The following is a 26,940-nucleotide window of genomic DNA, read 5'->3' on the forward strand; positions in this document are numbered from 1 at the left end:
ACAACCACTGCATTACCCTTTCCACCACACATAAAGCCCAGCCTTCAACGATGAAGACTGCGCTTCCCGAGAGAACGGGACCAGGACAAAGGCGTCCTCGCTAGGCAACTAGCGGGACGCCTTTTTTTGTTTGCGCAAAATTTGTCGAGCCAGACCTGAAGCCCTGATGAGGCGGGTCACCGCTCCCCCGGAGAACCTGATGAAAAAATTAAAACTGGTGATGATCGGCAACGGCATGGCCGGGGTTCGCACCCTGGAAGAACTGCTCAAGTTGAGCAACGAGCTGTACGACATCACGGTCTTCGGCGCCGAACCCCACACCAACTACAACCGCATCCTGTTGTCGCCGGTACTGGCCGGCGAACAAACGTTCGAAGAGATCGTGCTCAACGACCTCGACTGGTACCTGGATAACAACATCAAGCTGCTGCTCAACCGCAAAGTGGTGGAGATCGATCGGGTCAAACGCCGGGTCATCGCCGAAGACGGCACCGAGGCCGAATACGATCGCCTGTTGATCGCCACCGGCTCGACCCCGTTCATCCTGCCGATCCCGGGCAACACCTTGCAGGGCGTGATCGGTTACCGTGACATCGCCGACACCCAGGCCATGATCAACACCGCCAAGACCCACAAGCACGCCGTGGTCATCGGCGGCGGATTGCTCGGTCTGGAAGCCGCAAATGGCTTGATGCTGCGCGGCATGCACGTGACCGTGGTGCACCTCGGTGAATGGTTGTTGGAACGACAACTCGACAAGACCAGCGGCCAGTTGCTGCAAACCGCCCTTGAAGCGCGTGGCCTGCACTTTCGCCTCTGCGAACAAACCCAGGCCCTGCACGATGCCGGCAATGGCCGGGTCGGCTCGGTTGAATTCAAGAACGGCGACATAATTCCCGCCGACCTGGTGGTCATGGCCGCCGGCATCCGCCCCAACACCGAACTCGCGGAAAAATCCGGCATTCCCTGCAATCGCGGGATTCTGGTCAACGACACGATGCAAACCTACGACCCACGGGTCTACGCCATCGGCGAGTGCGCCAGCCATCGCGGCATCGCCTACGGCCTGGTTGCACCGCTGTTCGAGCAAGCCAAGGTTTGCGCCAATCACCTCGCCCAATTGGGTTTCGCCCGTTATCAAGGTTCGGTGACGTCGACCAAACTGAAAGTCACCGGCATTGACCTGTTCTCCGCCGGCGACTTCATGGGTGGCGAAGGCACCGAAACCATCACCCTCTCCGACCCGATCGGTGGCGTCTACAAAAAACTGGTGATCAAGGATGACGTGCTGGTCGGTGCCTGTCTGTACGGCGATACGGCAGATGGCGGTTGGTATTTCCGGCAGATTCGTGAGAATCACGCCATTGGCGAGATCCGCGATCACCTCATGTTTGGTGAAAACGCATTAGGCGACGTAGGACATCAGGGCCAGGACAAGGCCATGAGCATGGCCGACACCGCCGAAGTCTGCGGCTGCAACGGCGTGTGCAAAGGCACCATCGTCAAGGCGATTCAGGAACACGGGCTGTTCAGTGTCGACGAGGTAAAAAAACACACCAAGGCTGCCAGCTCTTGCGGTTCCTGCGCTGGCCTCGTCGAACAGATCCTGATCAACACCGTGGGCGGCGCGGCAGACGTGAAGCCGAAAAGCGAAAAAGCCATCTGCGGTTGCAGCGACCTCAACCACGGGCAAATCCGCCAGGCCATTCGCGAACAACATCTGCTCACCATCGCCGGCACCCAGAGCTACCTGAACTGGCGCACCCCGAACGGCTGTGCCACCTGCCGCCCGGCGCTGAACTACTACCTGATTTCCACCTGGCCGGGCGAAGCCAAGGATGATCCGCAATCGCGCCTGATCAACGAACGCGCCCACGCCAACATCCAGAAAGACGGCACCTACTCGGTGGTTCCACGGATGTGGGGAGGCGTGACCAACCCTTCGGAATTGCGCCGCATCGCCGACGTCGCCGACAAGTACAACGTGCCGATGGTCAAGGTCACCGGCGGTCAGCGCATCGACTTGCTGGGGATCAAGAAACAGGACCTGCCGGGCGTCTGGAAAGACCTCGACATGCCGTCCGGCCACGCCTACGGCAAATCCATCCGCACCGTGAAGACCTGCGTCGGCAGTGAGTTCTGCCGTTTCGGCACGCAAAATTCCACGCAGCTGGGCATCGAACTGGAGCATGACCTGTTCAACATGTGGTCGCCGCACAAAGTCAAACTGGCCGTCTCCGGTTGCCCGCGCAACTGTTCGGAAGCAGGCATCAAGGACGTCGGCATCATCGGCGTGGATTCCGGCTGGGAGATGTACATCGGCGGCAACGGTGGGATCAAAACCGAAGTCGCCGAGTTTTTCGTCAAATTGAAAACCGCTGAAGAGGTGCGCGAATACAACGGCGCGTTTTTGCAGCTCTATCGCGAAGAAGCCTTCTACCTCGAACGCACCGTGCATTACCTGCAACGGGTCGGCATGGACCACATCAAGAAAGCCGTGCTGGAAGACCCGGAACGGCGCAAGGCGCTCAATGACCGGCTGCAATTCTCGCTGTCGTTCGAACAGGATCCGTGGAAAGAACGCCTGACGCAGCCATTGCTGAAAAAAGAATTCGACGTCATTCCCGTGAAGAACCTGGAGGTGCTGGCATGAACTGGCTGGATATCTGCGCACTGGAAGAAATCAACGCCCTGGGCTCGCGGATCATTGCCGGCCCCAAAGGTGACATCGCGATTTTTCGCACCAGCGATGATGAAGTGTTCGCCCTCGATGACCGTTGCCCACACAAGGGCGGACCGTTGTCCCAAGGTTTGATCTACGGCAAGCGAGTGGCCTGTCCGCTGCACAACTGGCAAATCGACCTGGAAAGCGGCGAAGCCCAGGCCCCGGACATCGGCTGCGCCCATCACCACCCGGCGCGGGTCGAAAATGGCCGAGTGATGCTGGCCCTGCGGGACGCAGGCTGATGGACCGCCAGATCACCGCGTCCACCTGCTGTTATTGCGGGGTCGGCTGCGGCGTGCTGATCGAACATGACGGCGAGCGCATCCTCGGCGTCAGCGGCGATCCGGCGCACCCGGCAAACTTCGGCAAATTGTGCAGCAAGGGATCAACCCTGCATCTGACCGGCGACTTGACGGCACGGGCGCTGTACCCGGAACTGCGCCTGGGCAAAGGCCTGGCGCGCAGCCGCACCGACTGGGACACCGCCCTTGATCACGCCGCCAGCGTTTTCGCCAAAACCATTGCCGAACATGGCCCGGACAGCGTGGCGTTCTACATCTCCGGGCAGTTGCTGACGGAGGACTACTACGCCTTCAACAAACTGGCGCGGGCGCTGGTGGGCACCAATAACATCGACAGTAATTCGCGGCTGTGCATGTCGTCGGCGGTGGTCGGCTACAAGCGCAGCCTGGGCGCCGATGCACCACCGTGCAGCTATGAAGACCTGGAATTGAGCGACTGCGTGATGATCGTCGGCAGCAACATGGCCTACGCCCACCCGGTACTTTTTCGCCGCCTCGAAGAAGCCAAATCCCGCCGACCACAGATGAAAGTCATCGTCATCGACCCGCGTCGTACTGACACCTGCGATTTGGCTGACCTGCACCTGGCGATTCTTCCGGGGACCGATGTCGCCTTGTTCCATGGGATTTTGCACCTGCTGCTGTGGGAAGACTGGATCGACCGCGACTACATCAAGGCCCACACCGACGGCTTGCCCGAGCTGAAGACTCTGGTGCGCGACTACACCCCGCAGATGGTGTCGCAACTGTGCGGAATCAGCGTTGAGCAACTGCAGCAATGCGCCGAATGGGTCGGTACTTCACCGAGTTTCCTGTCGTTGTGGTGCATGGGGCTGAACCAGTCCACCGCCGGCAGTGCAAAGAACAGCGCACTGATCAATTTGCACCTGGCGACCGGACAAATCGGCCGTCCTGGTGCAGGACCTTTCTCTTTGACCGGTCAGCCGAACGCCATGGGCGGCCGGGAAACCGGCAGTCTGTCGAACCTGTTGCCGGGCCATCGCGATGCCGCCAATGCCGAGCACCGCGCTGACGTGGCGGCTTATTGGGGTGTCGATCAACTGCCGGAAAACCCGGGGCTGACGGCCATTGAGTTGTTTGAGCAGGTGGGCAGCGGAAAGATCAAAGCCTTGTGGATCGCCTGCACCAACCCCGCTCAGTCGCTTCCCGATCAGACGGCCGTGCGCGCGGCACTGCAAGCCTGCCCGTTCGTGGTGTTGCAGGAGGCCTTTCGCACCACTGAAACCGTGAGGTTTGCCGACCTGTTGTTGCCCGCCGCCAGTTGGGGCGAGAAGGACGGTACGGTAACCAACTCCGAGCGGCGCATTTCCCACGTCCGTCAGGCAATCGTCGCACCGGGTGAAGCACGTCCGGACTGGGCGATCACCGTGGATTTCGCACAGCGTCTGGAAAAACGTCTACGCCCGGAAGCCACCAGCCTGTTCGCCTTTGAAACCCCGGCGCAGGTGTTCGACGAATACAAACAACTGACCCGTGGTCGGGATCTGGATTTGTCCGGGATCAGCCACGCATTGATCGACAAGCTCGGCCCGCAACAATGGCCCTTTCCTGCGGGCGCCAGCGCAGGCACTGCACGTCTCTATCTCGACGGTGTTTTCCCGACTGTCAGCGGCCGCGCGCAGTTCGTGGCTGATCCATATCGCGCCGCCAAGGAACAGCGCGATGCACGTTTCCCGCTGACGCTGATCACCGGTCGCCTGCGCGATCAATGGCACGGCATGAGCCGCACCGGCACTTCGGCGCAGCTGTTCGGTCATGTCAGCGAAGCCGTGTTGGGCCTGCACCCGGATGAACTGCGCCGGCATCGCCTGCAATCCGGGGATTTGATCAGCCTGAAAAGCCGCCGCGGCGCGGTGATCGTGCCGGTCGCCAGTGACGACAGCGTGCGCCCGGGCCAAGCCTTTTTGCCGATGCATTTTGGTGACCGTTTCTTCAAGGGGGGGGTGAACAGCCTCACCCTGCCCGCCTTCGACCCGTTGTCGAAACAACCTGAGCTCAAGCACAGTGGCGTGCGCCTCGAGCCAGTGCAGTTGCCCTGGCACCTTTTCGCGCTGGTAGAGGGTGATGTCCAACAGCATTTTGAGACGCTACGACCCCTTTGCGAGGCGTTTTCCTACGTCAGTCTCAGCCTGGCAGGCCGTGAGCGCCCTGCACTGCTGATACGCGCTGCCAACGCCACCGCGCCAGACCCACAACTGCTGCGCGATATCGATCAAGGCCTGGGGCTCAACGACGGTCCGGTGCTGGCCTACGACGATCCACGGCGTTCCATCGGTAAACGCGTGCGGATCGAGAACGGACGGATCACCGCGATCCGCTTGGCGGGTGAAACCCTTGCCCGGCACTGGTTGCAAAACCTCTGGCTCGAAGGTCGCGCCGATGAACAACTGCGACGCTGGCTGCTCGCCCCACTGAGTGCACCGCCGGGCCAGGTCGACGCCGAAGCCATCGGCAACAAAACCCTGTGCAACTGCAAAAACGTCAGCCAAAACGCGGTCTGCGCCGGCATCCGCCGCGGCCTGGACTTGCAGGGTTTGAAACAGGAATTGGGTTGCGGCACGCAATGCGGCTCCTGCGTCCCGGAAATCAAGCGTTTGCTGGCCGCCACCGCGCAGCCGGTCGCCATCATCTCGTGAGGAAAACACAATGAACGCAAAAGTCTGGCTGGTGGGCGCGGGTCCCGGTGACCCTGAATTGCTGACCCTTAAAGCTGTTCGAGCGTTGAGAGAAGCGGATGTGGTGCTGATCGACGATCTGGTCAACGACGCGGTGCTTGAGCACTGCCCCGGCGCGCGCATTATTCCGGTGGGTAAACGCGGTGGCTGCCGCTCTACGCCACAGGAATTCATTCATCGTTTGATGCTGCGTTATGCCCGTCAGGGCAAATGCGTCGTGCGGCTCAAGGGGGGTGACCCGTGCATCTTCGGGCGTGGCGGTGAAGAAGCGCAGTGGTTGCGTGAGCGCGGGGTCGAGGCCGAGCTGGTCAATGGCATCACCGCCGGCCTGGCTGGCGCGACTCAATGCGATATTCCGTTGACCCTGCGCGGTGTCGCGCGAGGCGTGACGCTGGTGACCGCCCACACTCAGGATGGCAGCAGCCTGAACTGGCAAGCGCTCGCTCAAGGTGGCACGACGCTGGTGATCTACATGGGTGTTGCGAAGCTCAGCGAGATCCGTGAGCAACTGCTGGCGGGCGCAATGTCAGCAGATACGCCGGTGGCGATGATCGAAAATGCATCGTTGCCGCATCAACGGGAATGTCGGAGCAGCCTGATGGCGATGGAAGAAGATGCCTTGGCCTTCGCGTTGAAAAGCCCGGCCATCCTGGTGATTGGAGCAGTTGCCGGCAACTGTGCGAGCGAGCCTGCTCGCGAAGAGGCCCTGTCCGTCGACATTAACGTCGGATATCAACGCGCCTGACACATCCCGGTTCACCAAATCGCAGACAAAGAAAAGCCCGGCCTAAGCCGGGCTTTTCTCAGAGCGGCGGGTAATTACTTACCTTGGGCTTCAACCTGCGCTTCTACGCGACGGTTTACAGCGCGGCCAGCTTCAGTTTTGTTGTCAGCAACTGGGCGAGTTTCGCCGTAGCCGATCGACTGAACGCGGGACGATTCAACACCGTACTGGTTGGTCAGAACTTGTTTAACGGCGTTTGCACGACGCTCGGACAGTTTCTGGTTGTAAGCGTCAGGACCGACGGAGTCAGTGTGACCTTCAACAGTAGTGGTGGTGGATGGGTACTGCTTCATGAAATCAGCCAGGTTCTTGATGTCGCCGTAGCTGTTTGGCTTGACTACCGACTTGTCGAAGTCGAATTTCACGTCCAGCTCAACACGAACAACTTCAGCAACTGCCGGGCAGCCATCAGCGTCAACAGTTACGTTGGCTGGGGTGTCTGGGCACTTGTCAACGTTGTCGCAAACGCCATCGTTGTCGCTGTCGGAGCAGACCTCTGGAGCTGGAGCAGCAGCGACTGGCTTGTTGCCGCCACCGAAGTTCACGCCCAGACCAACGGATGGGATGTAGTCCCACTTGCCGTTGTCCAGTTTGTAGTCAGCTTCTACGCCAGCACGAGCGTAGACGTTTTCCAGGAAGTAGTACTTCAGACCAGCGCCAGCAGTCAGGAAAGTCGACTGGTCACGACCGGTGTGGCCATCAGCGGCTACGTTGGTCATGCTGCCGTGCTTAACGCCACCTTGAACGTAAGGACGCAGAGCGTCGCCAGCGTTGTTGAAGTGGTACTGAGCGTTCAGACCGAACTGGTCGCCTTCAATTTTCTGAGAACCGGTACCGTTGTTCGAACGGGTGTGGTCGTCAGCATTGTAGGTCAGGTTCAACGATACGTCGTCGGTCAAGAAGTAACCGATGGAGGCGCCAGGAGTGTAGCCGTCTTCAACGTTCTTAACGCTGTCGTTGTACTTCTTCCCGTAGTTGAGCTCGCCTTCAACTGCGCCTTGGCCTTGTGCCAGAACGCCGAACGAAGTAGCGGCAATAAGAGTACCAATGGCCAAGCCCAAGGTGTTTTTCAGTTTCATCCGTTAAATCCCCATCTGGTGATTGTAAAGCAGTCCCTCAAACCGGGGGACAACTCGGCGGCTAGTCTATCAGAACTAGCCTACACGTAAGAGATATTTGCGCTGAACTAAGTTTCAGCAATGCCTGCAAATTTCTCACGCAATTTATCAAGAGCACGTTTGTACCGCATTTTTGTCGCACTCAAACCCATATGCATGATATCCGCGATCTCTTGAAATTCCAGCTCTGCGACAAAACGTAGCACCAGAATTTCACGGTCAATCGGGTTTACATACACCAGCCAGCGATCAAGTCCACCCTTATCCTCGGGTTTCGGCGCCTTTTCTTCAGACGCTTCCTCAAGGGGGTCCAGACTCAAAGCGTCCATCAAGCGACGCTTTCGCCGTTCCTTCCGATACTGTGTGATGCATTCGTTGTACGTGATGCTATATAGCCACGTCTTGAACTTCGATTTCCCCTCGAAGTTCTTCAAGCCGTACAGCACCTTCAACATCACTTCCTGACAGACATCGTCTGCGTCGCGATCGTTCCCAAGGTATCGGGCACAGACGTTAAATAATGTTCGCTGGTAACGCCGCATCAGTTCTTCATAGGCGCGCGTTACGTGAAACAGCTCGGTATGCGAGCGCGCGACCAACTCCTCATCAGAGAGCTCGCGGGGGTCGTAGCGCGTGGAGAGCGATTGAGCTTTATTCAAAACAAGTCGGGCCGACAGTCAGGTCAATGTCCGCCGCTGCCCTTTCGGGGCAATTCGCGGCGGCATACATTAGCAGGGTTTGCCGGGTTAGCGGCTACTCACATGCTGCTCCAAGAGAATCCGATTGGAGAGAGAGACTAGCTCACCCTCATCGGTCAGCAATGTGGTTTTAACCGTGCCGATCTCTTCGATCTGACCTTCGACCTCGCCAACACGCACTTGTTGCCCAACCTGATACAGCTCACGCACATAGATTCCCGCAAGAATCTGACCGGCAATTTCCCGGCTTCCCAGCCCCATGGCCAGCGCAACCGCCAGACCAACGGTGATCAATACGATGACAATCACATGGTTGAGCAGGTCTGTCTTGACCTCCAACTGGCTGATCGCTACCGAGATACTGATGATTATCACCAGGCCCTGAGCAATTCGTCCCAACCCCGAAGCATAGTCCAGCCCTACGCCTTCTGCCGCGCCGCGCACCAGCCCATTGGCCAATTGCGCCAGCAACACACCCACCAGCAACACCAGCGCTGCGCCAAATACCTTGGGCAGATACAAAGCCAGCATATCCAGCGTAGCTGAAACTCGTTCAAGTCCAAGGGATTCTGCTGCAGAAACCAGAAAAATCAGCAGGACGAACCAATAGACGATCTTGCCGATCAAGGTCGATATCGGTACTTGAAGGCCGGCCCGGGACAATAATTTAGTCAGACCGGTGCCGCCCATCAGGCGATCGAGACCCAGCTTGGCGAGCAGCTTGGACAATAAAGTGTCCAAAAGTTTCGCCACGACAAAACCCAACAGCAGCACAACCAATGCGCCGAACAGGTTCGGAATGAAGTTCGCAACCTTTGTCCATAACGCAGTCATTGCAGTGACGAGGCTCTGAGTCCAGAGATCAAGTTCCATATTCAATCAGCCTTATCAGCAGTGCGAACGGTAGGTTTACGGTGGCGGGAGACTGGCGCGACGTGGGCCGAGCCGTTGTTGAGGGCAATCATCAGCGCGGGCAACCAGCGGCCCAGCAGGCTGAACAGATCGCCAGCGCCGACCTGGCGATTGGCGGTTTTCAGTACACGCCCAAGGCACGCATCGTCGTCCCGGGTGGACGGTGATGCATTGAGCATGTCGCGCAAAGACTGTTCAAACGGATCGTGCATACGCACCTCTCGTGATGTCTGTGAAAGACGCGATCAAATTTGCCCGGGTCACATGACGCATGCTCACACCCAACGCAAACGTCGAAATAACCACCACTGCCCGAGCGCCACCGAGACCATCATCAGGCACGCAATCAGGAAGCCATACGGGCTCGCCGAGAACGGAATACCACCGACGTTGATCCCCAAAAGACCGGTCAGGAAACTCATCGGCAAAAAGATCCCGGTGATGATCCCGAAGCGGTACATCGTGCGGTTCATGCGCACGCTCAAACGTCTGTCTTCAGCCTCGAGGACCAGCCCCACCCGCTCCCGGGTCAATTCCAGCTCCTCAAGGTAGCGGGTCAGGCTGTTGTTCAATTCGTTCCAGTAATCGCCATCGTCTTCGACAAACCAGGGCAATTTTATACGCGTCAGTTGCCCGAAAATATCCCGCTGAGGTGCAAGAAAACGTTTCAGCGCCGCTGCCCTGCGACGGATCTGCAATATGGCGCCGTGCTCGGGAGTATACCGTTCGTCGGCATCCAGTTTTTCTTCTTCCTCATCGACCACTTCCGAGAGGCAACTGACCAGATCCTGCACTTTATTGGTGAGGTACTGCGCCATATACAGGACGAGTTCGGACGCGGTTTTCGGCCCTTTGCCGTCGGCGAGCTGCACCAACAATTCATCGGTGGCGCGCAATGGACGCAAACGCAGGGAAATAACCCGCTTGGCCGAGGCGAAAATCCGCACCGAAACCATGTCTTCCGGTTCTGCGCCGGGATTCAAATTGACCCCACGCAAAAATAGCAGCAGTTCGCTGTCCGAAAGCTGTAGAAGACGCGGTCGGGTATTTTCTTCGAGCAGAAGGTCGCAACTGAATTCACTCAGACCGCTGGTTTTACGCAGCCAGGTCTGGGTTTGCGGATGACTGCGATCCCAATGCAGCCACAGGCTCTCATGGGCCTGAAGCTGCAAGTCATCGAGTTCAGTCCGGGCTATCGAACGCGCACTGCCTTTACCGTCCAGTACCAGGGCATGCACCAGGCCCCACTGCGCGTTTTCTTCCTCGAACATCCGCATCCCTTTGTTGGTTTCTGGTTATTCAGGCATTTTCAGCGGGCTTGGCGAGATGATCACGCCGTTGTTGTCCGCGTAAATGTAATGGCCTGGATGGAACGTCACGCCGGCAAAGGTCACCGCGACGTTCAGATCGCCAATGCCGCGCTTGTCGGTTTTCATCGGGTGGCTGGCCAGGGCCTGAACCCCCAGGTCGGTTTGTGCAATGACGTCGACGTCACGGATGCAACCGTAGATCACCAGCCCTTCCCAACCGTTTTTCGCGGCCTTCTCGGCGATCATGTCGCCCAGTAGCGCACGACGCAGCGAACCACCACCGTCGACCACCAACACCTTGCCATTGCCCTTGAGCTCGGCTTGCTCCTTGACCAACGAGTTGTCTTCGAAGCACTTGATGGTCACGATTTCGCCGCCGAAAGAATCACGGCCACCGAAATTGCTGAACATCGGTTCCAGCACCTGCACCAGCTCCGGATAGGCGTCGCACAGGTCAGGCGTGAGGTAATGATTCATCGAGAAACTCCTGTAAAGAGGAAGACAATCGAGGGTGTCGAAACGTGACCAAAACTGCTTAATGCGTCATATCTTAGCCGCAAGCCGATCAGAGCGAAATGCCCTTGTTAGAGCATCAGGCTCAAACTGCCGTCGCCAGATCCGGCTTATCGCCCATCAAGGGCGTCTGTTGATCACCCAACCACCGCGCCACCAACGGCCAGACCTCGGCTTGAGCCGCTTTGCTGACCAGCATCTCTACGTGGCCAAAATTATCGCCAAAGCCCTGTTCGCGGCCAAGGTTGATGAACTGCTTGTGCTCGGAACCGATCTGCTCGAACAATTTGCGGCACGCCCACGCCGGGTCCTGATGATCGCCAACAGCGCTCACGGCCAACACTGGCATCGCCACATTGGCCAATCCGGCCCACCAGTCTTTGTCGGCATCGCCAAAACGCCCGAACAATCCGTACCAACGCATGCTTTCCAGGGCCAGGCCAATCGGCTCGTCCTCCGGTCCGCGCTTGAGCCGTGATCCCGACAGTTGCGCAAAACGCTTGAGAATAAAGCGCCCGCTCCACTCCACCGGGGGAATCTTCAACGGCCAATAGGTGCGGCTGACCTGCGTGCCAAAAAACGCCGCAGACGCCACCACAGGTTCACCGATGTACTCACCACCCAATGCTGCCGCCAACGTAATTCCGCCCAGCGAGTGACCGATCCAGTGCGGGACCTGGCCACTTTGCTCACGCACGAACGCGCCAATGGCGGGCAGATCGTAACGCGCGTAGTCGGCGACACGGTTCTTGCGGTAGTTCTGGTTACGCTGGGACAGGCCATGGCCGCGCATTTCGGGAATCCACACATCGAATCCCAGACGCGTCAGATAGGCGCCCAACCCCAACCCTTTCGGGGAAAACCAGAAGCGGCGATTGGAGAAGCTGCCGTGCAACAGGATCACCGGCACGCCACGTACCGCCGGCTCATCGGCCATGCCCAACCGGGTAACGGCCAGCTCGACGCTGACGTCGGGACTGTTTGCCGGCTTCAAACGGTAAACATCTTCGCTCAGATCACCGCGCCGTTCGGCGCTGATCAGGGCGACAGGAAATAGGTTGCTGCTGCTTTGCATAATGCTCTTGCACAAAAAAGGGCGGCATCCAGAGGAGCCCGCCCTACTCAATTCTTAAAGCCCCGGCCACTTGACCGGGGCTTCATTCACATCACGCCGAGGCTTGACCTTCAGCCAGGAAGAACCAGGTTTCCAGTACGGAGTCCGGGTTCAACGAAACGCTTTCAATGCCCTGCTCCATCAGCCACTTGGCCAGGTCCGGGTGGTCCGAAGGACCCTGACCGCAAATGCCGATGTACTTGCCTGCCTTGTTACACGCGGCAATGGCGTTCGCCAGCAGCTTCTTGACCGCCGGATTACGCTCGTCGAACAGGTGCGCGATGATCCCGGAGTCACGGTCCAGGCCCAGCGTCAGCTGAGTCAGGTCGTTGGAACCGATCGAGAAGCCGTCGAAGAATTCGAGGAACTCTTCAGCGAGGATCGCGTTGGATGGCAGTTCGCACATCATGATGATGCGCAGACCGTTTTCGCCGCGAGCCAGACCGTTTTCGGCCAGCAGATCGATCACCTGGCTGGCTTCGCCCAAAGTACGGACGAACGGCACCATGATTTCGACGTTGGTCAGGCCCATCTCGTTGCGCACGCGCTTGAGGGCACGGCACTCGAGTTCGAAGCAGTCACGGAACGATTCGCTGATGTAACGCGAAGCACCACGGAAGCCCAGCATCGGGTTTTCTTCTTCCGGCTCGTAGAGCTTGCCGCCGATCAGGTTCGCGTATTCGTTGGACTTGAAGTCCGACAGACGCACGATGACCTTTTTCGGTGTAAACGCTGCAGCCAGGGTGCTGATGCCTTCGACCAGTTTGTCGACGTAGAAGTCGACCGGGTCGTTGTAACCGGCAATGCGCTTGTCGACGCTGTCCTTGATGTCCTGCGGCAGACCGTCATAGTTCAACAGCGCTTTGGGGTGAACACCGATCATGCGGTTGATGATGAATTCCAGACGGGCCAGGCCCACACCGGCGTTCGGCAGCTGCGCGAAATCGAAGGCGCGGTCCGGGTTGCCGACGTTCATCATGATCTTGAACGGCAGGTCCGGCATGGCGTCAACGGAGTTCTTCTTGATGTCGAAGCCCAGTTCGCCTTCGAAGATGTAACCGGTGTCGCCTTCAGCGCAGGAAACGGTCACGCCCTGGCCGTCTTTCAACAACTGGGTGGCGTTGCCGCAACCGACCACGGCCGGGATGCCCAGCTCGCGAGCGATGATCGCCGCGTGGCAGGTACGACCGCCACGGTTGGTGACGATGGCGCTGGCGCGTTTCATGACCGGTTCCCAGTCCGGGTCGGTCATGTCGGAGACCAGAACGTCGCCTGGCTGGACTTTGTCCATCTCGGACACGTCCTTGATGATGCGGACCTTGCCGGCGCCGATGCGCTGGCCGATGGCGCGACCTTCAACCAGCACAGTGCCGGTTTCTTTCAGCAGGTAACGTTCCATGACGTTGGCCTGGGTGCGGCTCTTCACGGTTTCAGGACGGGCCTGAACGATGTAGAGCTTGCCGTCGTCACCGTCTTTGGCCCATTCGATGTCCATCGGGCACTGGTAGTGCTTCTCGATGATCATCGCTTGCTTGGCCAGTTCGCTGACTTCGGCGTCGGTCAGGCAGAAACGTGCGCGATCAGCCTTGTCGACGTCGATGGTCTTGACCGATTTACCGGCCGTGGCGACTTCGCCGTAGATCATCTTGATGGCTTTGCTGCCCAGGTTGCGGCGCAGGATGGCTGGGCGACCAGCGGCCAGCGTGCCTTTGTGGACGTAGAACTCATCCGGGTTCACCGCGCCTTGTACGACGGTTTCACCCAGGCCGTAGGCGCCGGTGATGAACACCACGTCACGGAAGCCTGATTCAGTATCGAGGGTGAACATCACGCCGGCGGTGCCGGTTTCGGAGCGGACCATGCGCTGAACGCCAGCCGACAGGGCCACCAGCTTGTGGTCGAAGCCCTGGTGTACGCGATAGGAAATGGCGCGGTCGTTGAACAGCGAAGCGAACACCTCTTTGGCGGCGCGAATAACGTTTTCGACACCACGGATGTTCAGGAAGGTTTCCTGCTGACCGGCGAAAGAAGCGTCCGGCAAGTCTTCGGCGGTAGCGGAAGAGCGCACGGCCACGGCCATGTCAGGGTTGCCGGCCGACAGCGTGGCGAACGCGGTGCGGATTTCGGCGTTGAGCTTCTCGGGGAACTCGGCTTCCATGATCCATTGACGAATCTGGGCACCGGTACGGGCCAGGGCGTTGACATCGTCGACATCCAGGGCGTCGAGGGCGGCATGGATCTGATCGTTGAGACCGCTCAGTTCCAGAAAATCACGATAAGCCTGAGCTGTCGTGGCGAAGCCACCGGGCACCGATACACCGGCACCTGCGAGGTTACTGATCATCTCGCCCAGGGATGCGTTCTTGCCCCCCACATGCTCAACATCGTGTTTGCCGAGCTTATCGAGGGAAACTACGTACTCTACCAAGGTGATCTCTCCACTAACTGTGTTGGAAAAGCTCAGAAGCCGGCTGCTCGGGGGAGCGTTTGCCAGCTGTATGGCCTGGACCTGGAAAATAAGTGAGAATGCGGGCCACTGGCGGCCGACAAACCGCGCCTATCATATCCAAGATTCGTCATTAGCTTAAGGCCCAAGGTGCAAATGAAACGATCTGCTTTCTTTATTTCCGACGGTACCGGCATCACGGCCGAAACCCTGGGTCAAAGCCTCCTGGCGCAGTTCGAAAACATTACCTTCAGCAAATTCACGCGACCGTACATCGACAACGTGGATAAAGCGCGGGCCATGGTACAACAAATCAACAAAGCCGCCGAAACCGACGGCTTCCGGCCGATTATTTTCGACACGATCGTCAATCAGGACATTCGTGAGATCCTCGCGACTTCCAATGGTTTCATGATCGACATTTTCTCGACCTTCCTGGCGCCGCTTGAGCAGGAATTGACCGAGCATTCTTCCTACACCGTCGGCAAGTCCCACTCCATTGGTGCCAACACCAATTACATGGAACGCATCGAGGCGGTGAACTTCGCCCTCGACAACGACGACGGCGCCCGCACGCACTACTACGACAAGGCCGATCTGATCCTGGTCGGCGTGTCGCGTTGCGGCAAGACCCCGACCTGCCTGTACATGGCCATGCAATTCGGTATCCGCGCGGCCAACTACCCGCTGACCGAAGACGACATGGAACGCCTGACCCTGCCCAGCGCCCTGCGCGCCCACCAGCACAAGCTGTTTGGCCTGACGATCGACCCGGACCGCCTCACTGCGATCCGCAATGAGCGCAAACCCAACAGCCGTTATTCGAGCTATGCCCAGTGCGAATTTGAAGTGCGCGAGGTGGAGAATCTGTTCCGCCGCGAGAACATTCCGCACATCAACTCCACGCATTTTTCGGTGGAAGAGATTTCGGCGAAGATTCTTGTTGAGAAGGGTGTGGAGCGGCGGTTCAAGTAGCCCCCCAGTGCCTGTCCTGTCGCCATCGCGGGCAAGCCACACCCCACAGGGGATCTTTGTCGTGCACAAACGTTGTGTTCACTGAAGATCCACTGTGGGAGCGTGGCTTGCCCGCGATGAACGATTACGCGGTCTCGGCCAGCGCCCCGGCCAATGCTTCAAACCCTCGCAGCAACAACCGATCATCCCCCGCCGAATTGCACACACTCGCCCGAACGAACTGCGGCACCGCCCCATGCCCCACCGCAAACGCCTCGGCAGTCGCCACCCGATAATTATTCTCCTTGAGCTCCGCTGCGATCTGCGATGCCCGCCATGGCTCGGGCACTTCGATCCAGAAGTGCGGGCTGTGGGAATGAGTCTTGTAAACCAACCCATCCAGCAATCCCGCGACCAGTGACTTACGTCGACTGATCTCGACCCTCTGCTGCCCCAACAACTGCTCGGCAACGCCGTTTTCGATCCACTGACTCGCCACTTCCAGCGTTAGCGGACTGGCCATCCAGCACGTCCCGCGCACGGCTGCGCTCAAGCGTCCGATCAACGGTTGCGGCGCATGCAGATAACCGACGCGCAAACCCGCAGAAACAGCCTTGCTCAAGCTGCCAATCAACACCGAACGCTCCGGGGCAAAATGGCTCAGGGGCAGCGGTCGCTGCGGCGCCAAAACCGCGTGGGCTTCATCCTCAAAAATCAGCAGATTGTGTTGTCGGCAGACCGCCGCAATGGCCTCGCGCCGTGGAAAGGACATCACCGCCGCCGTAGGATTCTGGATCGTCGGCGTGCAATACAACGCCGACACACGATGGTTACGGCAAACGTCCTCCAGCGCATCCGGCATCAGCCCTTCATCATCCATCGCGACACCGATCAACTTGATTCCGAGCATGCGCGCGACACTGATCAAACCCGGATACGTCAAATGTTCCGTGACCACGGTATCGCCCGCTTTGAGCAACGCCATCAAGGCACACAACAGACCGTGCTGACCGCCGTTGACGCAAACGATCTGCTCGGCATTCGGCTCGAATGCCTGGTGCCGCAACCAGTGCGCACCCGCGGCACGATGACGCGGTAATCCGGCGTCGGCGATGTAGCCGCAGAGGTGTTGCAACGCCCCCGGATCAAGGGCCAGCGCTTGCAGGCTCTGACTCAGAAACAGCGCCTCTTGCCCTGGAATCGGCTGGTTGCGGCTCATGTCAAAAAAGCCCTGCGGCTCATCGCTGACATTGCGAAACCCACCGTCACGCGGACGCTCCATTCCGCGCTGACGCACATAGGTGCCGTCACCCACACGAGCGAGGACCAGGCCCACGCGCTCAAGCTCGCCATACGCGCGACTGATGGTACCGATGGTCACGCCGAGGCTGTCCGCCAACAACCGATGAGGCGGCAACTTGCTGCCGGGTTCGATCACCCCCTCGACGATGGCTTTTTCGACGGCATCCGCCAGACGCTTGTACTTCACGCCCACCCCGCTGGCGAGGCCATCGCGCAGGATTGACACCATGGCAATACTTGCTTTGACAGTCATTGAATCCCCGAATAGCGTGCTTGAAACAGGTGCAATCAGGGATAGACCTTTTGCGGTTGCAGGTCAATTCCGACGACAAGGGAGCCGAGTCATGTCCATCGCCATCAGTGCCTCTTCAAGTGTTAGAAAACCCTGGCTGGCGGCATTGGTCACCAGCGCGCTGTTCCTGATCGTGTGCCTGAGTTGGGGCACGACGTGGCTGGGGATCAAGATTGCCGTCGAAACCGTGCCGCCGCTGACGGCTGCCGGCCTGCGCTTTTTGATCGCGTTTCCGTTGTTCCTCGGCTTCGCCCTGATGCGGCGTGAACCGCTATTGTTTCCCAAGGAAAGCCGCTGGTTTTTTGTGTTCGTCACCCTGTCGTATTTCAGCTTGCCGTATTACTTGCTCAACTACGGCGAGATGCACGTTTCGTCGGGGCTGACAGCGCTGCTGTTCAGTTGTATGCCTGTGTTCATCCTGTTGTTTTCGGCGCTGTTTCTGCGCGAGAAAATCTACCCGTCGCAAGTGCTCGGTATCGCCATCGGTTTTGGCAGTCTGTTCATGATTATCCGCAGCCAGGGCCTGCATCTGGACCATGCCGAATTGTTCGGGGTGTTGGCGATTCTCTGCGCGGCGGTGATGCATGCGTTGTGTTACGTGGTGACCAAAAAACACGGCACCGCGATCAGCGTGATCACCTACAACACGCTGCCCATCGGCATCGCCGGGATGATGTTGTTTCTCGCTGGTTTGCAGGTTGAGGCGCCGATTTTTACGGCTATCAGCGCGCGGTCGTGGAGTGCCCTGCTCTATCTGGGGCTGGTCGCATCGGTGGGCGGGTTCATCGTTTATTTCCTGCTGCTCAAACGCCTGAGCCCGATCATTTTGTCCTTCGTGTTTATCATCTTTCCGGTGTTCGCCGTGATCATCGGCGCCTGGTACGAGGGGCAACCCTTGTCCCAGGAACTGATGATGTATTCGGCGATTCTGCTGACCGGGTTTGCGATCACCAAATTGCCGATGGAAAAGTGGCTCAGAGCACGAACAGGTCCACGAAGCGATTGACCGGAGTAGCTTCCAGAGCAGCCTGATCTGTGCACAACGCAACAATCTGCGCACTGCGCTGGGCGGTAAAACGCGTGGCCAGGTTGGCCTTGAATTTGTCTTCCAGCAGCGGGATACCGTCGGCGCGACGGCGGCGATGGCCGATCGGGTATTCGACCACCACGTTCTCGGTGCTGGAGCCGTCCTTGAAGAACACTTGCACCGCATTGGCGATGGAGCGCTTGTCGGCTTCGAGGTATTCGCGGGTGAAGCGCGGGTCTTCGACGATGACCATTTTCTCGCGCAGCACATCGATGATCGGATGCGCTGCGTGGAAGTCGTCTTCGTAGTACTCAGCCACCAGATTGCCGAACGCCAGCGGCACGGCGGTCATGTACTGGATGCAGTGATCGCGATCCGCGGCATTGGCCAGCGGACCGACTTTGGAAATGATGCGGATCGCCGACTCGTGAGTGGTGATGACGATGCGGTCGATTTCATGCAGCCGATTGCGAACCTGCGGGTGCAATGTCACGGCTGCTTCGCAGGCGGTTTGCGCATGAAACTCCGCCGGAAAACTGATTTTGAACAGCACGTTTTCCATCACATAACTGCCGTACGGCCGCGAGAAACTGAAGGCCCGTTTGTCTTCGGGTTTGAGCGCCAGATCATTGTTGGTGTGGCTGAACAAAACATCGTAAAAGCCCCACTGTCTGGCCGTCAGCACGCCGGGAATGCCCATCTCGCCCCGCATGGCGATGTCTGCCAATCGGACGCCGCGACTGGTCGCATCGCCGGCGGCCCAGGATTTGCGCGAGCCGGCATTGGGCGCATGCCGATACGTGCGCAGCGCCTGGCCGTCGGCGAACGCATGGGACAACGCCGACAGCAACTGCTCGCGACTGGCGCCCATGAGTTTGGCGGTGACCGCCGTCGAGGCGACTTTCACCAGGATGACGTGATCGAGGCCGACGCGATTGAAGGAATTTTCCAGGGCAATCACGCCTTGAATTTCGTGGGCCATGATCATCGCTTCGAGCACCGCGCGAACGGTCAGCGGCGCCTCGCCATTGGCCAGGCTCTTTTGCGACAGGTGATCGGCCACCGCGAGAATGGCGCCAAGGTTATCCGACGGATGCCCCCACTCGGCGGCGAGCCAAGTGTCGTTGTAATCGAGCCAGCGTACGATGCAGCCGATGTCCCACGCGGCTTTGACCGGATCAAGGCGATAGCTGGTGCCGGGCACGCGGGCACCGAACGGCACGACGGTGCCTTCGACGATAGGGCCCAGGTGTTTGGTGCATTCGGGAAATCGCAGCGCCAGAAGACCGCAGCCCAGCGTGTCCATCAGGCAGTTGCGGGCGGTGTCGAGGGCTTCTTGGGATTGGATGTTGAAGGTGAGGACGTAGTCGGCAATGTCCTGCAGGACACGGTCGTACTCGGGGCGAATGTTCTGGTCGACGTTGGCACTCATGTTCGATTCACTCTTGAAGTGGTTCGTTGATGGGACCTCGGTTCAGGGTAAATCTCAGTCGAGTAAAGCTTTCCTATTTTGAAATGCAGTCAACTGTGGGAGCGACGGTGCGACGATTCGACTTGCTCGCGATAGCGGTGAGTCAGCCAACAAAGATGTTGAATGTGTAAGCCTCATCGCGAGCAAGCCCGCTCCCACAGGGTTTTCGGTGATTTCTGAATTTACGTCAGAAGGAATCACCTGGTACGCGAACATAACCTTCCATCAACACCCGCGCACTGCGGCTCATGATGGCTTTGTTCACGGTCCACTCACCGTTGACCAGGCTGGCTTCTGCGCCCACACGCAGCGTGCCGGATGGATGACCGAAACGTACTGCATTGCGTTCGACACCGCCCGCGGCGAGGTTCACCAACGTCCCAGTAATCGCTGCTGCCGTGCCGATCGCCACCGCCGCCGTGCCCATCATCGCGTGGTGCAATTTACCCATCGACAACGCCCGAACCAGCAAGTCGACATCCCCTGCTGCAATGGCTTTGCCACTGGACGACACGTAGTCCGCCGGCTTGGCCACGAAGGCCACTTTCGGGGTGTGTTGACGCTTGGCCGCTTCGTCGATGTTCGAGATCAGGCCCATGCGCAATGCGCCGTAGGCACGGATGGTTTCGAACATCAGCAACGCTTTCGGGTCGCTGTTGATCGCGCCCTGCAACTCGGTGCCGGTGTAACCGATGTCTTCGGCATTGACGAAAATCGTCGGGATGCCGGCGTTGATCATGGTCGCCTTGAAGGTTCCGACGCCGGGTACTTCGAGGTCGTCCACCAGGTTGCCGGTAGGGAACATCGAACCACCGCCGCCCTCTTCTTCCGCCGCCGGGTCCATGAATTCGACCTGCACTTCGGCGGCCGGAAAAGTCACGCCATCGAGTTCGAAATCACCGGTTTCCTGCACTTCTCCGTTGGTGATCGGCACATGGGCGATGATGGTCTTGCCGATGTTGGCCTGCCACACACGAACCACGGCCACGCCGTTGTGCGGAATGCGGCTGGCGTCGACCAGACCGTTGCTGATCGCGAACGAACCGACCGCTGCCGACAGGTTGCCGCAGTTGCCGCTCCAGTCCACGAAAGGCTTGTCGATGGACACCTGACCGAACAGGTAATCGACGTCGTGATCGGCCTTGAGGCTTTTCGACAGGATCACGGTTTTGCTGGTGCTGGAGGTCGCACCGCCCATGCCGTCGATTTGCTTGTCGTACGGGTCGGGGCTGCCGATCACGCGCAGCAACAAGGCGTCGCGGGCCGGGCCTGGAATTTGTGCGGATTCAGGCAAGTCTTTGAGGCTGAAAAACACGCCTTTGCTGGTGCCGCCACGCATGTAGGTGGCAGGGATTTTGATCTGAGCTGCGTGAGCCATGTGCTCGTTACTCCTTACCTTGAAAACAGACACGGGACTTGAAGTCCCGTGTCTGTACAGCGTGTGTTAGACGGCGACTGCCGACTCTTCGAGGAAGTCCTGGGCAAAGCGTTGCAACACGCCACCGGCTTCGTAGATCGACACTTCTTCGGCGGTGTCGAGGCGGCACATCACCGGCACATCGACGCGTTCGCCGTTCTTGCGATGGATCACCAGCGTCAGCTCGGCGCGCGGTGTGCGCTCGCCGATCACGTCGTAGGTTTCACTGCCGTCGATGGCCAGGGTATGACGGTTGGTGCCAGCCTTGAACTCCAGCGGCAACACGCCCATGCCCACCAGGTTGGTGCGGTGAATGCGCTCGAAACCTTCGGCGGCAATCGCTTCCACACCAGCCAGGCGCACGCCCTTCGCCGCCCAGTCGCGGGACGAACCCTGACCGTAGTCGGCGCCGGCAATGATGATCAGCGGTTGCTTGCGTTCCATGTAGGTTTCGATGGCTTCCCACATGCGCATCACTTTGCCTTCCGGTTCGACGCGCGCCAGCGAACCCTGTTTGACCTTGCCGTTTTCCAGAACCATTTCGTTGAACAGTTTCGGGTTGGCGAAGGTGGCGCGCTGTGCAGTCAGGTGGTCACCGCGGTGAGTCGCGTAAGAGTTGAAGTCCTCTTCCGGCAGGCCCATTTTCGCCAGGTATTCACCGGCGGCGCTGTCCAGCATGATCGCATTCGATGGCGACAGGTGATCGGTGGTGATGTTGTCCGGCAGCACCGCCAACGGGCGCATACCCTTGAGCGGACGGGCGCCGGCCAACGCGCCTTCCCAGTACGGCGGACGGCGGATGTAGGTGCTCATCTCGCGCCACTCGTACAGCGGCGCTACTTTCGGGCCGGTGTCTTCGTGGATGGCGAACATCGGGATGTAGACCTGACGGAACTGCTCAGGCTTCACCGAGGCCTTGACCACGGCGTCGATTTCTTCGTCGCTCGGCCAGATGTCTTTCAGGCGGATTTCCTTGCCATCGACCACGGCCAGCACATCTTTTTCGATGTCGAAACGGATGGTCCCGGCGATGGCGTAAGCGACCACCAGTGGCGGCGAAGCGAGGAACGCTTGCTTGGCGTACGGGTGAATCCGGCCGTCGAAGTTGCGGTTACCGGACAGCACGGCAGTGGCGTACAGGTCGCGGTCGATGATCTCTTGCTGGATCACCGGGTCCAGTGCGCCGGACATGCCGTTGCACGTGGTGCAGGCGAAGGCGACGACGCCGAAACCGAGCTGTTCCAGCTCGTCGGTCAGACCGGCTTCATCCAGGTACAGCGCGACGGTTTTCGAACCCGGTGCCAGGGACGATTTGACCCATGGCTTGCGGGTCAGGCCGAGCTTGTTGGCGTTGCGCGCCAGCAGGCCGGCAGCGATCACGTTGCGCGGGTTGCTGGTGTTGGTGCAGCTGGTGATGGCGGCGATGATCACGGCGCCATCCGGCATTTGGCCAGGCACATCATCCCACTTGCCGGAGATGCCTTTGGCGGCCAGATCGGAAACCGCGACACGGGCGTGCGGGTTGCTCGGGCCAGCCATGTTGCGCACCACGGTGGACAGGTCGAAGGTCAAGCCGCGCTCGTATTGCGCGCCCTTCAGGCTGTCGGCCCACAGGCCGGTGGTCTTGGCATATTGCTCCACAAGCTGCACCTGATCGTCTTCACGACCGGTGAGCTTGAGGTAGTCGATGGTCTGCTGGTCGATGTAGAACATCGCTGCGGTGGCGCCATATTCAGGTGCCATGTTGGAGATGGTTGCGCGGTCCCCGAGGGTCAGCGCAGCGGCGCCTTCACCGAAGAACTCCAGCCATGCACCCACGACTTTTTGCTTGCGCAGGAACTCGGTCAGCGCCAGCACCATGTCGGTGGCGGTGATGCCCGGTTGCAGCTTGCCGGTCAGCTCGACGCCGACGCTTTCTGGCAGACGCATCCAGGACGCACGACCGAGCATCACGCTCTCGGCTTCGAGACCACCCACGCCGATGGCGATCACGCCCAATGCATCAACGTGCGGGGTGTGGCTGTCGGTGCCGACGCAGGTGTCGGGGAACGCCACGCCGTCACGCACCTGGATCACCGGAGACATTTTCTCCAGGTTGATCTGGTGCATGATGCCGTTGCCTGGCGGGATCACGTCGACGTTCTTGAACGCTTTCTTGGTCCAGTTGATGAAGTGAAAACGGTCTTCGTTGCGACGGTCTTCGATGGCGCGGTTCTTCTCGAACGCCTCAGGATCAAAACCACCGCGTTCGACGGCCAGGGAGTGATCGACGATCAATTGCGTCGGCACCACCGGGTTCACTTGCGCCGGGTCGCCGCCTTGCAGGGCGATGGCGTCACGCAGGCCGGCGAGGTCGACCAGTGCGGTCTGGCCGAGAATGTCGTGGCACACCACACGGGCCGGAAACCACGGGAAATCGAGGTCGCGTTTGCGTTCGATGAATTGCTTCAGGGATTCGGTGAGCGTGGCCGGGTCGCAGCGACGCACAAGGTTTTCCGCCAGCACGCGGGAGGTGTACGGCAGGGTGTCGTAGGCGCCAGGTTGAATGGCTTCGACAGCCGCGCGGACGTCGAAGTAATCCAGATGGCTGCCGGGCAGCTGTTTGCGAAATTCTGTGTTCATCGTCAGGACTCGGGTCACGGTAGTTTCAAAAGGCGGGGCCAGACGCAAGACTTGAACTGAACACAATCCACTGTAGGAGTGAGCCTGCTCGCGATAGCGATGTAACTGCCGACACTGATGTCGCATGTCAGTCCGTCATCGCGAGCAGGCTCGCTCCTACAGGGATCTGCGTTGCATTTAGATCCCTGTGTCGACCCCCACCATTCAGCGTTGTTCGATTGGCACGAACTTGCGCTGTTCAACGCCGACGTACTCGGCGCTCGGGCGGATGATGCGATTGTTGGCGCGTTGTTCGAACACGTGGGCAGCCCAGCCGGTCAGGCGCGAGCAGACGAAAATCGGTGTGAACAACTTGGTCGGGATGCCCATGAAGTGGTACGCCGAGGCATGGTAGAAGTCGGCGTTCGGGAACAGTTTCTTTTGCTCCCACATGGTCTTGTCGATGGCTTCGGAAACCGGGAACAACACCTTGTCGCCCACTTCGTCAGCGAGTTTTTTCGACCAGCCCTTGATCACTTCATTGCGCGGATCGTTGTCTTTGTAGATCGCGTGACCGAAGCCCATGATCTTGTCTTTGCGCTCGAGCATGCCGAGGGTGCCTTCGATCGCCGCTTGCGGCGAGCTGAAGCGCTCGATCATTTCCATTGCCGCTTCGTTGGCGCCGCCGTGCAGTGGACCGCGCAGCGAACCGATGGCCGCCGTGATGCAGGAGAACAGATCCGACAGTGTGGATGCGCAAACACGTGCGGTGAAGGTCGACGCGTTGAACTCGTGCTCTGCGTAGAGGATCAGCGAAACGTTCATCACCTTGACGTGCAACTCGCTTGGCTTCTCGCCGTGCAGCAAGTGCAGGAAATGACCGCCGATGGTCGGCTCGTCAGTCACGCAGTTGATGCGCTTGCCGTCGTGGCTGAAGCGATACCAGTAGGTCATGATCGCCGGGAATGCGGCCAGCAGACGGTCGGTCTTGTCGTGTTGCTCGGAGAAGTTGTTCTCCGGCTCCAGGTTGCCCAGGAACGAGCAGCCGGTACGCATCACGTCCATCGGGTGGGCGTCGGCGGGGATGCGTTCCAGTACTTCTTTCAACGCTTGTGGCAGGTCACGCAGCTTGCTCAGCTTGCTGACGTAGGCATCCAGTTGCGCTTTGCTCGGCAGTTCGCCGTACAGCAGCAGGTAGGCGACCTCTTCGAACTGCGCGTCAGCCGCCAGTTCGCGAACGTCGTAGCCACGATAGGTCAGGCCTGCGCCCGATTGCCCCACGGTGGACAGTGCGGTTTGCCCGGCAACCTGACCACGGAGCCCGGCGCCACTGAGTACTTTTGCTTCGGCCATTTCTGCCTCCAGTTTCTTGAATTTATTAGGGAGTTATTCGACTTACTTTTTCGCAGCGAACAACGCATCGAGCTTCTGCTCGAAGGTGTGGTAGTCGATGCGATCGTAAAGCTCCATGCGGGTCTGCATGGTGTCGATGACGTTCTGTTGCGTGCCGTCGCGGCGGATGGCGGTGTAGACGTTTTCCGCGGCCTTGTTCATCGCGCGGAAAGCGGACAGCGGATACAGCACCAGCGATACATCGGCACCGGCGAGTTGCTCGGTGGTGTACAGCGGTGTTGCGCCGAATTCGGTGATGTTGGCCAGGATCGGCGCTTTCACACGGCTGGCGAACAGCTTGTACATGTCCAGTTCAGTGATGGCTTCCGGGAAGATCATGTCGGCGCCGGCCTCGATGCACGCAGCGGCGCGATCCAGGGCAGATTCCAGACCTTCGACCGCCAGGGCGTCGGTACGCGCCATGATCACGAAGCTGTCATCGGTACGCGCATCCACCGCGGCTTTAATGCGGTCGACCATTTCCTGCAGCGAGACGATTTCTTTGTTCGGACGGTGGCCGCAACGCTTGGCGCCGACCTGGTCTTCGATGTGAACGGCGGCAGCGCCGAACTTGATCATCGATTTCACGGTACGGGCGACGTTGAACGCCGAGGAACCGAAACCGGTGTCCACGTCCACCAGCAGCGGCAGGTCGCAAACATCGGTGATGCGACGCACGTCAGTCAGCACGTCATCCAGGCCAGTGATGCCCAGGTCCGGCACGCCGAGGGAGCCCGCGGCCACACCGCCACCGGACAGGTAAATCGCCTTGAAACCGGCGCGCTTGGCCAACAGCGCGTGGTTGGCGTTGATCGCGCCGACCACTTGCAATGGATGCTCGCTGGCGACCGCATCGCGGAAACGCTGGCCTGGAGTGCTCTTGTTCAAACTCATGACTCACCTCGTTTGGCTGTCGGGTTAGCGCCGTCCTGGTAATGACGGGCGATATTGCGTTTGGAGGCGCCGATGTGGCGGCGCATCAACAACTCGGCCAGTTCACCGTCACGGTCGGCGATGGCATCGAGAATTCGGTGGTGCTCGGCAAATGCCTGGTGTGGACGATTGGGCGTGGTGGAAAACTGGATGCGGTACATGCGTACCAGTTGATACAGCTCGCCGCAAAGCATTTGCGTCAGGGTGCGGTTACCGCTGCCCTGGATAATCCGGTAGTGGAAGTCGAAATCACCTTCCTGCTGGTAGTAGCCTCGGCCAGCCTGGAACGCTTCGTCACGCTCGTGGGTTTCGAGGACGCGGCGCAGTTCGTCGATTTCTTCGAGCGTCATGCGCTCGGCGGCCAGGCGGCAGGCCATGCCTTCAAGGGATTCACGGATTTCGTAGAGCTCAAGCAGCTCGGCATGATTGAGCGAGACCACCCGCGCCCCGACATGCGGAATGCGCACCAGCAGGCGCTGACCTTCCAGGCGGTGGATCGCTTCACGCAGCGGCCCGCGGCTGATGCCATAGGTGCGCGCCAGCTCTGGCTCGGAGATCTTGCTGCCCGGGGCGATCTCGCCCTTGACGATGGCCGCCTGAATACGCCGGAAGACGTTTTCGGAAAGTGTCTCCGAATCGTCTTGGGTAATGAGCGGGGGATCCAGTTGATCCAACATATTGTCGACACCTTGAAAGCTGATGCCGCAAAAACTAGCGAAAACAGGCGCCGCAGTCAAAGGATAATTCGATATTGTCGACAATCGTCTAATAACCCGCCGCACCATAACAAAGCAGCACAGTGGTTTATAGCCGCCCGCCAGCGGTGGCGCCAGCAAACCACCGTGCTAGAATGCCGCCCGCATTTGTTTGTGACATCTGCACTGTTTGTCACAAATAGCTGATAGGCATACGAGGGAGCTTGCGCAGCAATGC

General features: G+C 59.3%; 21 protein-coding genes. 6 read left to right on the plus strand and 15 right to left on the minus strand.

From position 1 onward, the window contains the following. Positions 1 to 199: 199 nt before the first annotated feature. Genes nirB through cobA form a run of 4 tightly spaced genes read left to right on the plus strand, consistent with a single transcriptional unit; the run spans position 200 to position 6,468 of the window. Entirely contained in the window at positions 200 to 2,653 is a 2,454-nt protein-coding gene (nirB, locus tag H8F22_RS04625) for a nitrite reductase large subunit NirB (protein ID WP_027922562.1), read from the plus strand. Next, positions 2,650 to 2,967, plus strand: a complete 318-nt coding sequence (gene nirD / locus H8F22_RS04630; protein WP_027922561.1) for a nitrite reductase small subunit NirD — start codon at positions 2,650 to 2,652, stop codon at positions 2,965 to 2,967. Before nirB ends, nirD begins: the two co-directional genes overlap by 4 nt. Beyond that, complete coding sequence (locus H8F22_RS04635) at positions 2,967 to 5,684, plus strand: nitrate reductase (protein ID WP_059181324.1); 2,718 nt, start codon at positions 2,967 to 2,969, stop codon at positions 5,682 to 5,684. Before nirD ends, H8F22_RS04635 begins: the two co-directional genes overlap by 1 nt. Positions 5,685 to 5,694: 10 nt before the next feature. Next, the gene (gene cobA, locus H8F22_RS04640; protein WP_027922559.1) at positions 5,695 to 6,468 is read left to right on the plus strand and encodes a uroporphyrinogen-III C-methyltransferase; all 774 of its coding nucleotides are present in this window, start codon (positions 5,695 to 5,697) and stop codon (positions 6,466 to 6,468) included. 74 nt (positions 6,469 to 6,542) lie between these two features. Here cobA and H8F22_RS04645 read toward each other — a convergent pair whose 3' ends face one another. The 8 genes from H8F22_RS04645 to ppsA form a co-directional block, all read right to left on the minus strand. Beyond that, positions 6,543 to 7,586: an OmpA family protein gene (locus H8F22_RS04645; protein WP_027922558.1), complete on the minus strand. Its 1,044-nt coding sequence runs from the start codon at positions 7,584 to 7,586 to the stop codon at positions 6,543 to 6,545. A 107-nt stretch (positions 7,587 to 7,693) separates the two neighbouring features. Beyond that, complete coding sequence (gene sigX / locus H8F22_RS04650; RefSeq protein ID WP_008146300.1) at positions 7,694 to 8,284, minus strand: RNA polymerase sigma factor SigX; 591 nt, start codon at positions 8,282 to 8,284, stop codon at positions 7,694 to 7,696. Between the two features lie 87 nt (positions 8,285 to 8,371). Then, positions 8,372 to 9,196, minus strand: coding sequence for a mechanosensitive ion channel family protein (locus H8F22_RS04655; RefSeq protein WP_008048604.1), 825 nt, complete (start codon positions 9,194 to 9,196; stop codon positions 8,372 to 8,374). Between the two features lie 2 nt (positions 9,197 to 9,198). Further along, a complete protein-coding gene (locus tag H8F22_RS04660; RefSeq protein WP_027922557.1) occupies positions 9,199 to 9,447 on the minus strand; it encodes a hypothetical protein in 249 nt (82 codons plus the stop codon). A gap of 63 nt (positions 9,448 to 9,510) precedes the next feature. Continuing rightward, entirely contained in the window at positions 9,511 to 10,506 is a 996-nt protein-coding gene (locus tag H8F22_RS04665; protein WP_027922556.1) for a zinc transporter ZntB, read from the minus strand. A 24-nt stretch (positions 10,507 to 10,530) separates the two neighbouring features. Beyond that, positions 10,531 to 11,022 (minus strand): ribonuclease E activity regulator RraA, encoded by a 492-nt coding sequence (gene rraA / locus H8F22_RS04670; RefSeq protein WP_027922555.1) that lies wholly within the window; start codon positions 11,020 to 11,022, stop codon positions 10,531 to 10,533. 121 nt (positions 11,023 to 11,143) lie between these two features. Further along, a complete protein-coding gene (locus H8F22_RS04675) occupies positions 11,144 to 12,133 on the minus strand; it encodes an alpha/beta fold hydrolase (protein ID WP_027922554.1) in 990 nt (329 codons plus the stop codon). A gap of 91 nt (positions 12,134 to 12,224) precedes the next feature. Continuing rightward, positions 12,225 to 14,600 (minus strand): phosphoenolpyruvate synthase, encoded by a 2,376-nt coding sequence (ppsA, locus tag H8F22_RS04680; protein WP_027922553.1) that lies wholly within the window; start codon positions 14,598 to 14,600, stop codon positions 12,225 to 12,227. Between the two features lie 174 nt (positions 14,601 to 14,774). Here ppsA and ppsR point away from each other — a divergent pair, with 174 nt between their 5' ends. After that, on the plus strand, positions 14,775 to 15,593 hold the full coding sequence (ppsR, locus tag H8F22_RS04685; protein WP_027922552.1) for a posphoenolpyruvate synthetase regulatory kinase/phosphorylase PpsR: 819 nt from the start codon (positions 14,775 to 14,777) through the stop codon (positions 15,591 to 15,593). A gap of 124 nt (positions 15,594 to 15,717) precedes the next feature. Here ppsR and H8F22_RS04690 read toward each other — a convergent pair whose 3' ends face one another. Further along, entirely contained in the window at positions 15,718 to 17,127 is a 1,410-nt protein-coding gene (locus H8F22_RS04690) for an aminotransferase-like domain-containing protein (RefSeq protein WP_194939795.1), read from the minus strand. Positions 17,128 to 17,263: 136 nt separating this feature from the next. Between H8F22_RS04690 and H8F22_RS04695 the strand changes: the two genes are divergently transcribed. Further along, positions 17,264 to 18,172: a DMT family transporter gene (locus H8F22_RS04695; RefSeq protein WP_407692647.1), complete on the plus strand. Its 909-nt coding sequence runs from the start codon at positions 17,264 to 17,266 to the stop codon at positions 18,170 to 18,172. Here the strand turns inward: H8F22_RS04695 and prpD are convergent. The 6 genes from prpD to H8F22_RS04725 form a co-directional block, all read right to left on the minus strand. Further along, positions 18,141 to 19,625 (minus strand): 2-methylcitrate dehydratase, encoded by a 1,485-nt coding sequence (gene prpD, locus H8F22_RS04700; protein ID WP_027922549.1) that lies wholly within the window; start codon positions 19,623 to 19,625, stop codon positions 18,141 to 18,143. The two genes, H8F22_RS04695 and prpD, sit on opposite strands and share 32 nt — an antisense overlap. 226 nt (positions 19,626 to 19,851) lie before the next feature. Further along, positions 19,852 to 21,042 carry a 2-methylaconitate cis-trans isomerase PrpF gene (gene prpF / locus H8F22_RS04705; protein WP_027922548.1) on the minus strand — a complete coding sequence of 397 codons (1,191 nt, stop codon included), beginning with the start codon at positions 21,040 to 21,042 and terminating at the stop codon, positions 19,852 to 19,854. 66 nt (positions 21,043 to 21,108) lie between these two features. Then, positions 21,109 to 23,703, minus strand: a complete 2,595-nt coding sequence (gene acnD, locus H8F22_RS04710) for a Fe/S-dependent 2-methylisocitrate dehydratase AcnD (RefSeq protein ID WP_027922547.1) — start codon at positions 23,701 to 23,703, stop codon at positions 21,109 to 21,111. A 204-nt stretch (positions 23,704 to 23,907) separates the two neighbouring features. Then, a complete protein-coding gene (prpC, locus tag H8F22_RS04715) occupies positions 23,908 to 25,035 on the minus strand; it encodes a bifunctional 2-methylcitrate synthase/citrate synthase (protein ID WP_027922546.1) in 1,128 nt (375 codons plus the stop codon). Positions 25,036 to 25,077: 42 nt separating this feature from the next. Further along, positions 25,078 to 25,968, minus strand: coding sequence for a methylisocitrate lyase (prpB, locus tag H8F22_RS04720; protein WP_027922545.1), 891 nt, complete (start codon positions 25,966 to 25,968; stop codon positions 25,078 to 25,080). Beyond that, positions 25,965 to 26,681, minus strand: coding sequence for a GntR family transcriptional regulator (locus H8F22_RS04725; RefSeq protein ID WP_172825947.1), 717 nt, complete (start codon positions 26,679 to 26,681; stop codon positions 25,965 to 25,967). The genes prpB and H8F22_RS04725 overlap by 4 nt, the downstream gene beginning before the upstream one ends. Between the last annotated feature and the right edge of the window lie 259 nt (positions 26,682 to 26,940).

Origin of the sequence: Pseudomonas mucoides, from assembly GCF_015461845.1 — a bacterium.
Taxonomy (GTDB): Bacteria; Pseudomonadota; Gammaproteobacteria; order Pseudomonadales; family Pseudomonadaceae; genus Aquipseudomonas; species Aquipseudomonas mucoides.

What these genes read in the sequence shown, in the direction of transcription:
- H8F22_RS04660 (WP_027922557.1), bottom strand. Translation starts at nt 9,447, where the DNA reads ATGCACGATCCGTTTGAACAGTCTTTGCGCGACATGCTCAATGCATCA.
- acnD (WP_027922547.1), bottom strand. Translation starts at nt 23,703, where the DNA reads ATGAACACAGAATTTCGCAAACAGCTGCCCGGCAGCCATCTGGATTAC.
- prpC (WP_027922546.1), bottom strand. Translation starts at nt 25,035, where the DNA reads ATGGCCGAAGCAAAAGTACTCAGTGGCGCCGGGCTCCGTGGTCAGGTT.
- H8F22_RS04635 (WP_059181324.1), top strand. Translation starts at nt 2,967, where the DNA reads ATGGACCGCCAGATCACCGCGTCCACCTGCTGTTATTGCGGGGTCGGC.
- H8F22_RS04655 (WP_008048604.1), bottom strand. Translation starts at nt 9,196, where the DNA reads ATGGAACTTGATCTCTGGACTCAGAGCCTCGTCACTGCAATGACTGCG.
- ppsR (WP_027922552.1), top strand. Translation starts at nt 14,775, where the DNA reads ATGAAACGATCTGCTTTCTTTATTTCCGACGGTACCGGCATCACGGCC.
- H8F22_RS04645 (WP_027922558.1), bottom strand. Translation starts at nt 7,586, where the DNA reads ATGAAACTGAAAAACACCTTGGGCTTGGCCATTGGTACTCTTATTGCC.
- H8F22_RS04675 (WP_027922554.1), bottom strand. Translation starts at nt 12,133, where the DNA reads ATGCAAAGCAGCAGCAACCTATTTCCTGTCGCCCTGATCAGCGCCGAA.
- prpD (WP_027922549.1), bottom strand. Translation starts at nt 19,625, where the DNA reads ATGAGTGCCAACGTCGACCAGAACATTCGCCCCGAGTACGACCGTGTC.
- nirD (WP_027922561.1), top strand. Translation starts at nt 2,650, where the DNA reads ATGAACTGGCTGGATATCTGCGCACTGGAAGAAATCAACGCCCTGGGC.
- H8F22_RS04690 (WP_194939795.1), bottom strand. Translation starts at nt 17,127, where the DNA reads ATGACTGTCAAAGCAAGTATTGCCATGGTGTCAATCCTGCGCGATGGC.
- H8F22_RS04665 (WP_027922556.1), bottom strand. Translation starts at nt 10,506, where the DNA reads ATGTTCGAGGAAGAAAACGCGCAGTGGGGCCTGGTGCATGCCCTGGTA.
- prpB (WP_027922545.1), bottom strand. Translation starts at nt 25,968, where the DNA reads ATGAGTTTGAACAAGAGCACTCCAGGCCAGCGTTTCCGCGATGCGGTC.
- nirB (WP_027922562.1), top strand. Translation starts at nt 200, where the DNA reads ATGAAAAAATTAAAACTGGTGATGATCGGCAACGGCATGGCCGGGGTT.
- prpF (WP_027922548.1), bottom strand. Translation starts at nt 21,042, where the DNA reads ATGGCTCACGCAGCTCAGATCAAAATCCCTGCCACCTACATGCGTGGC.
- rraA (WP_027922555.1), bottom strand. Translation starts at nt 11,022, where the DNA reads ATGAATCATTACCTCACGCCTGACCTGTGCGACGCCTATCCGGAGCTG.
- cobA (WP_027922559.1), top strand. Translation starts at nt 5,695, where the DNA reads ATGAACGCAAAAGTCTGGCTGGTGGGCGCGGGTCCCGGTGACCCTGAA.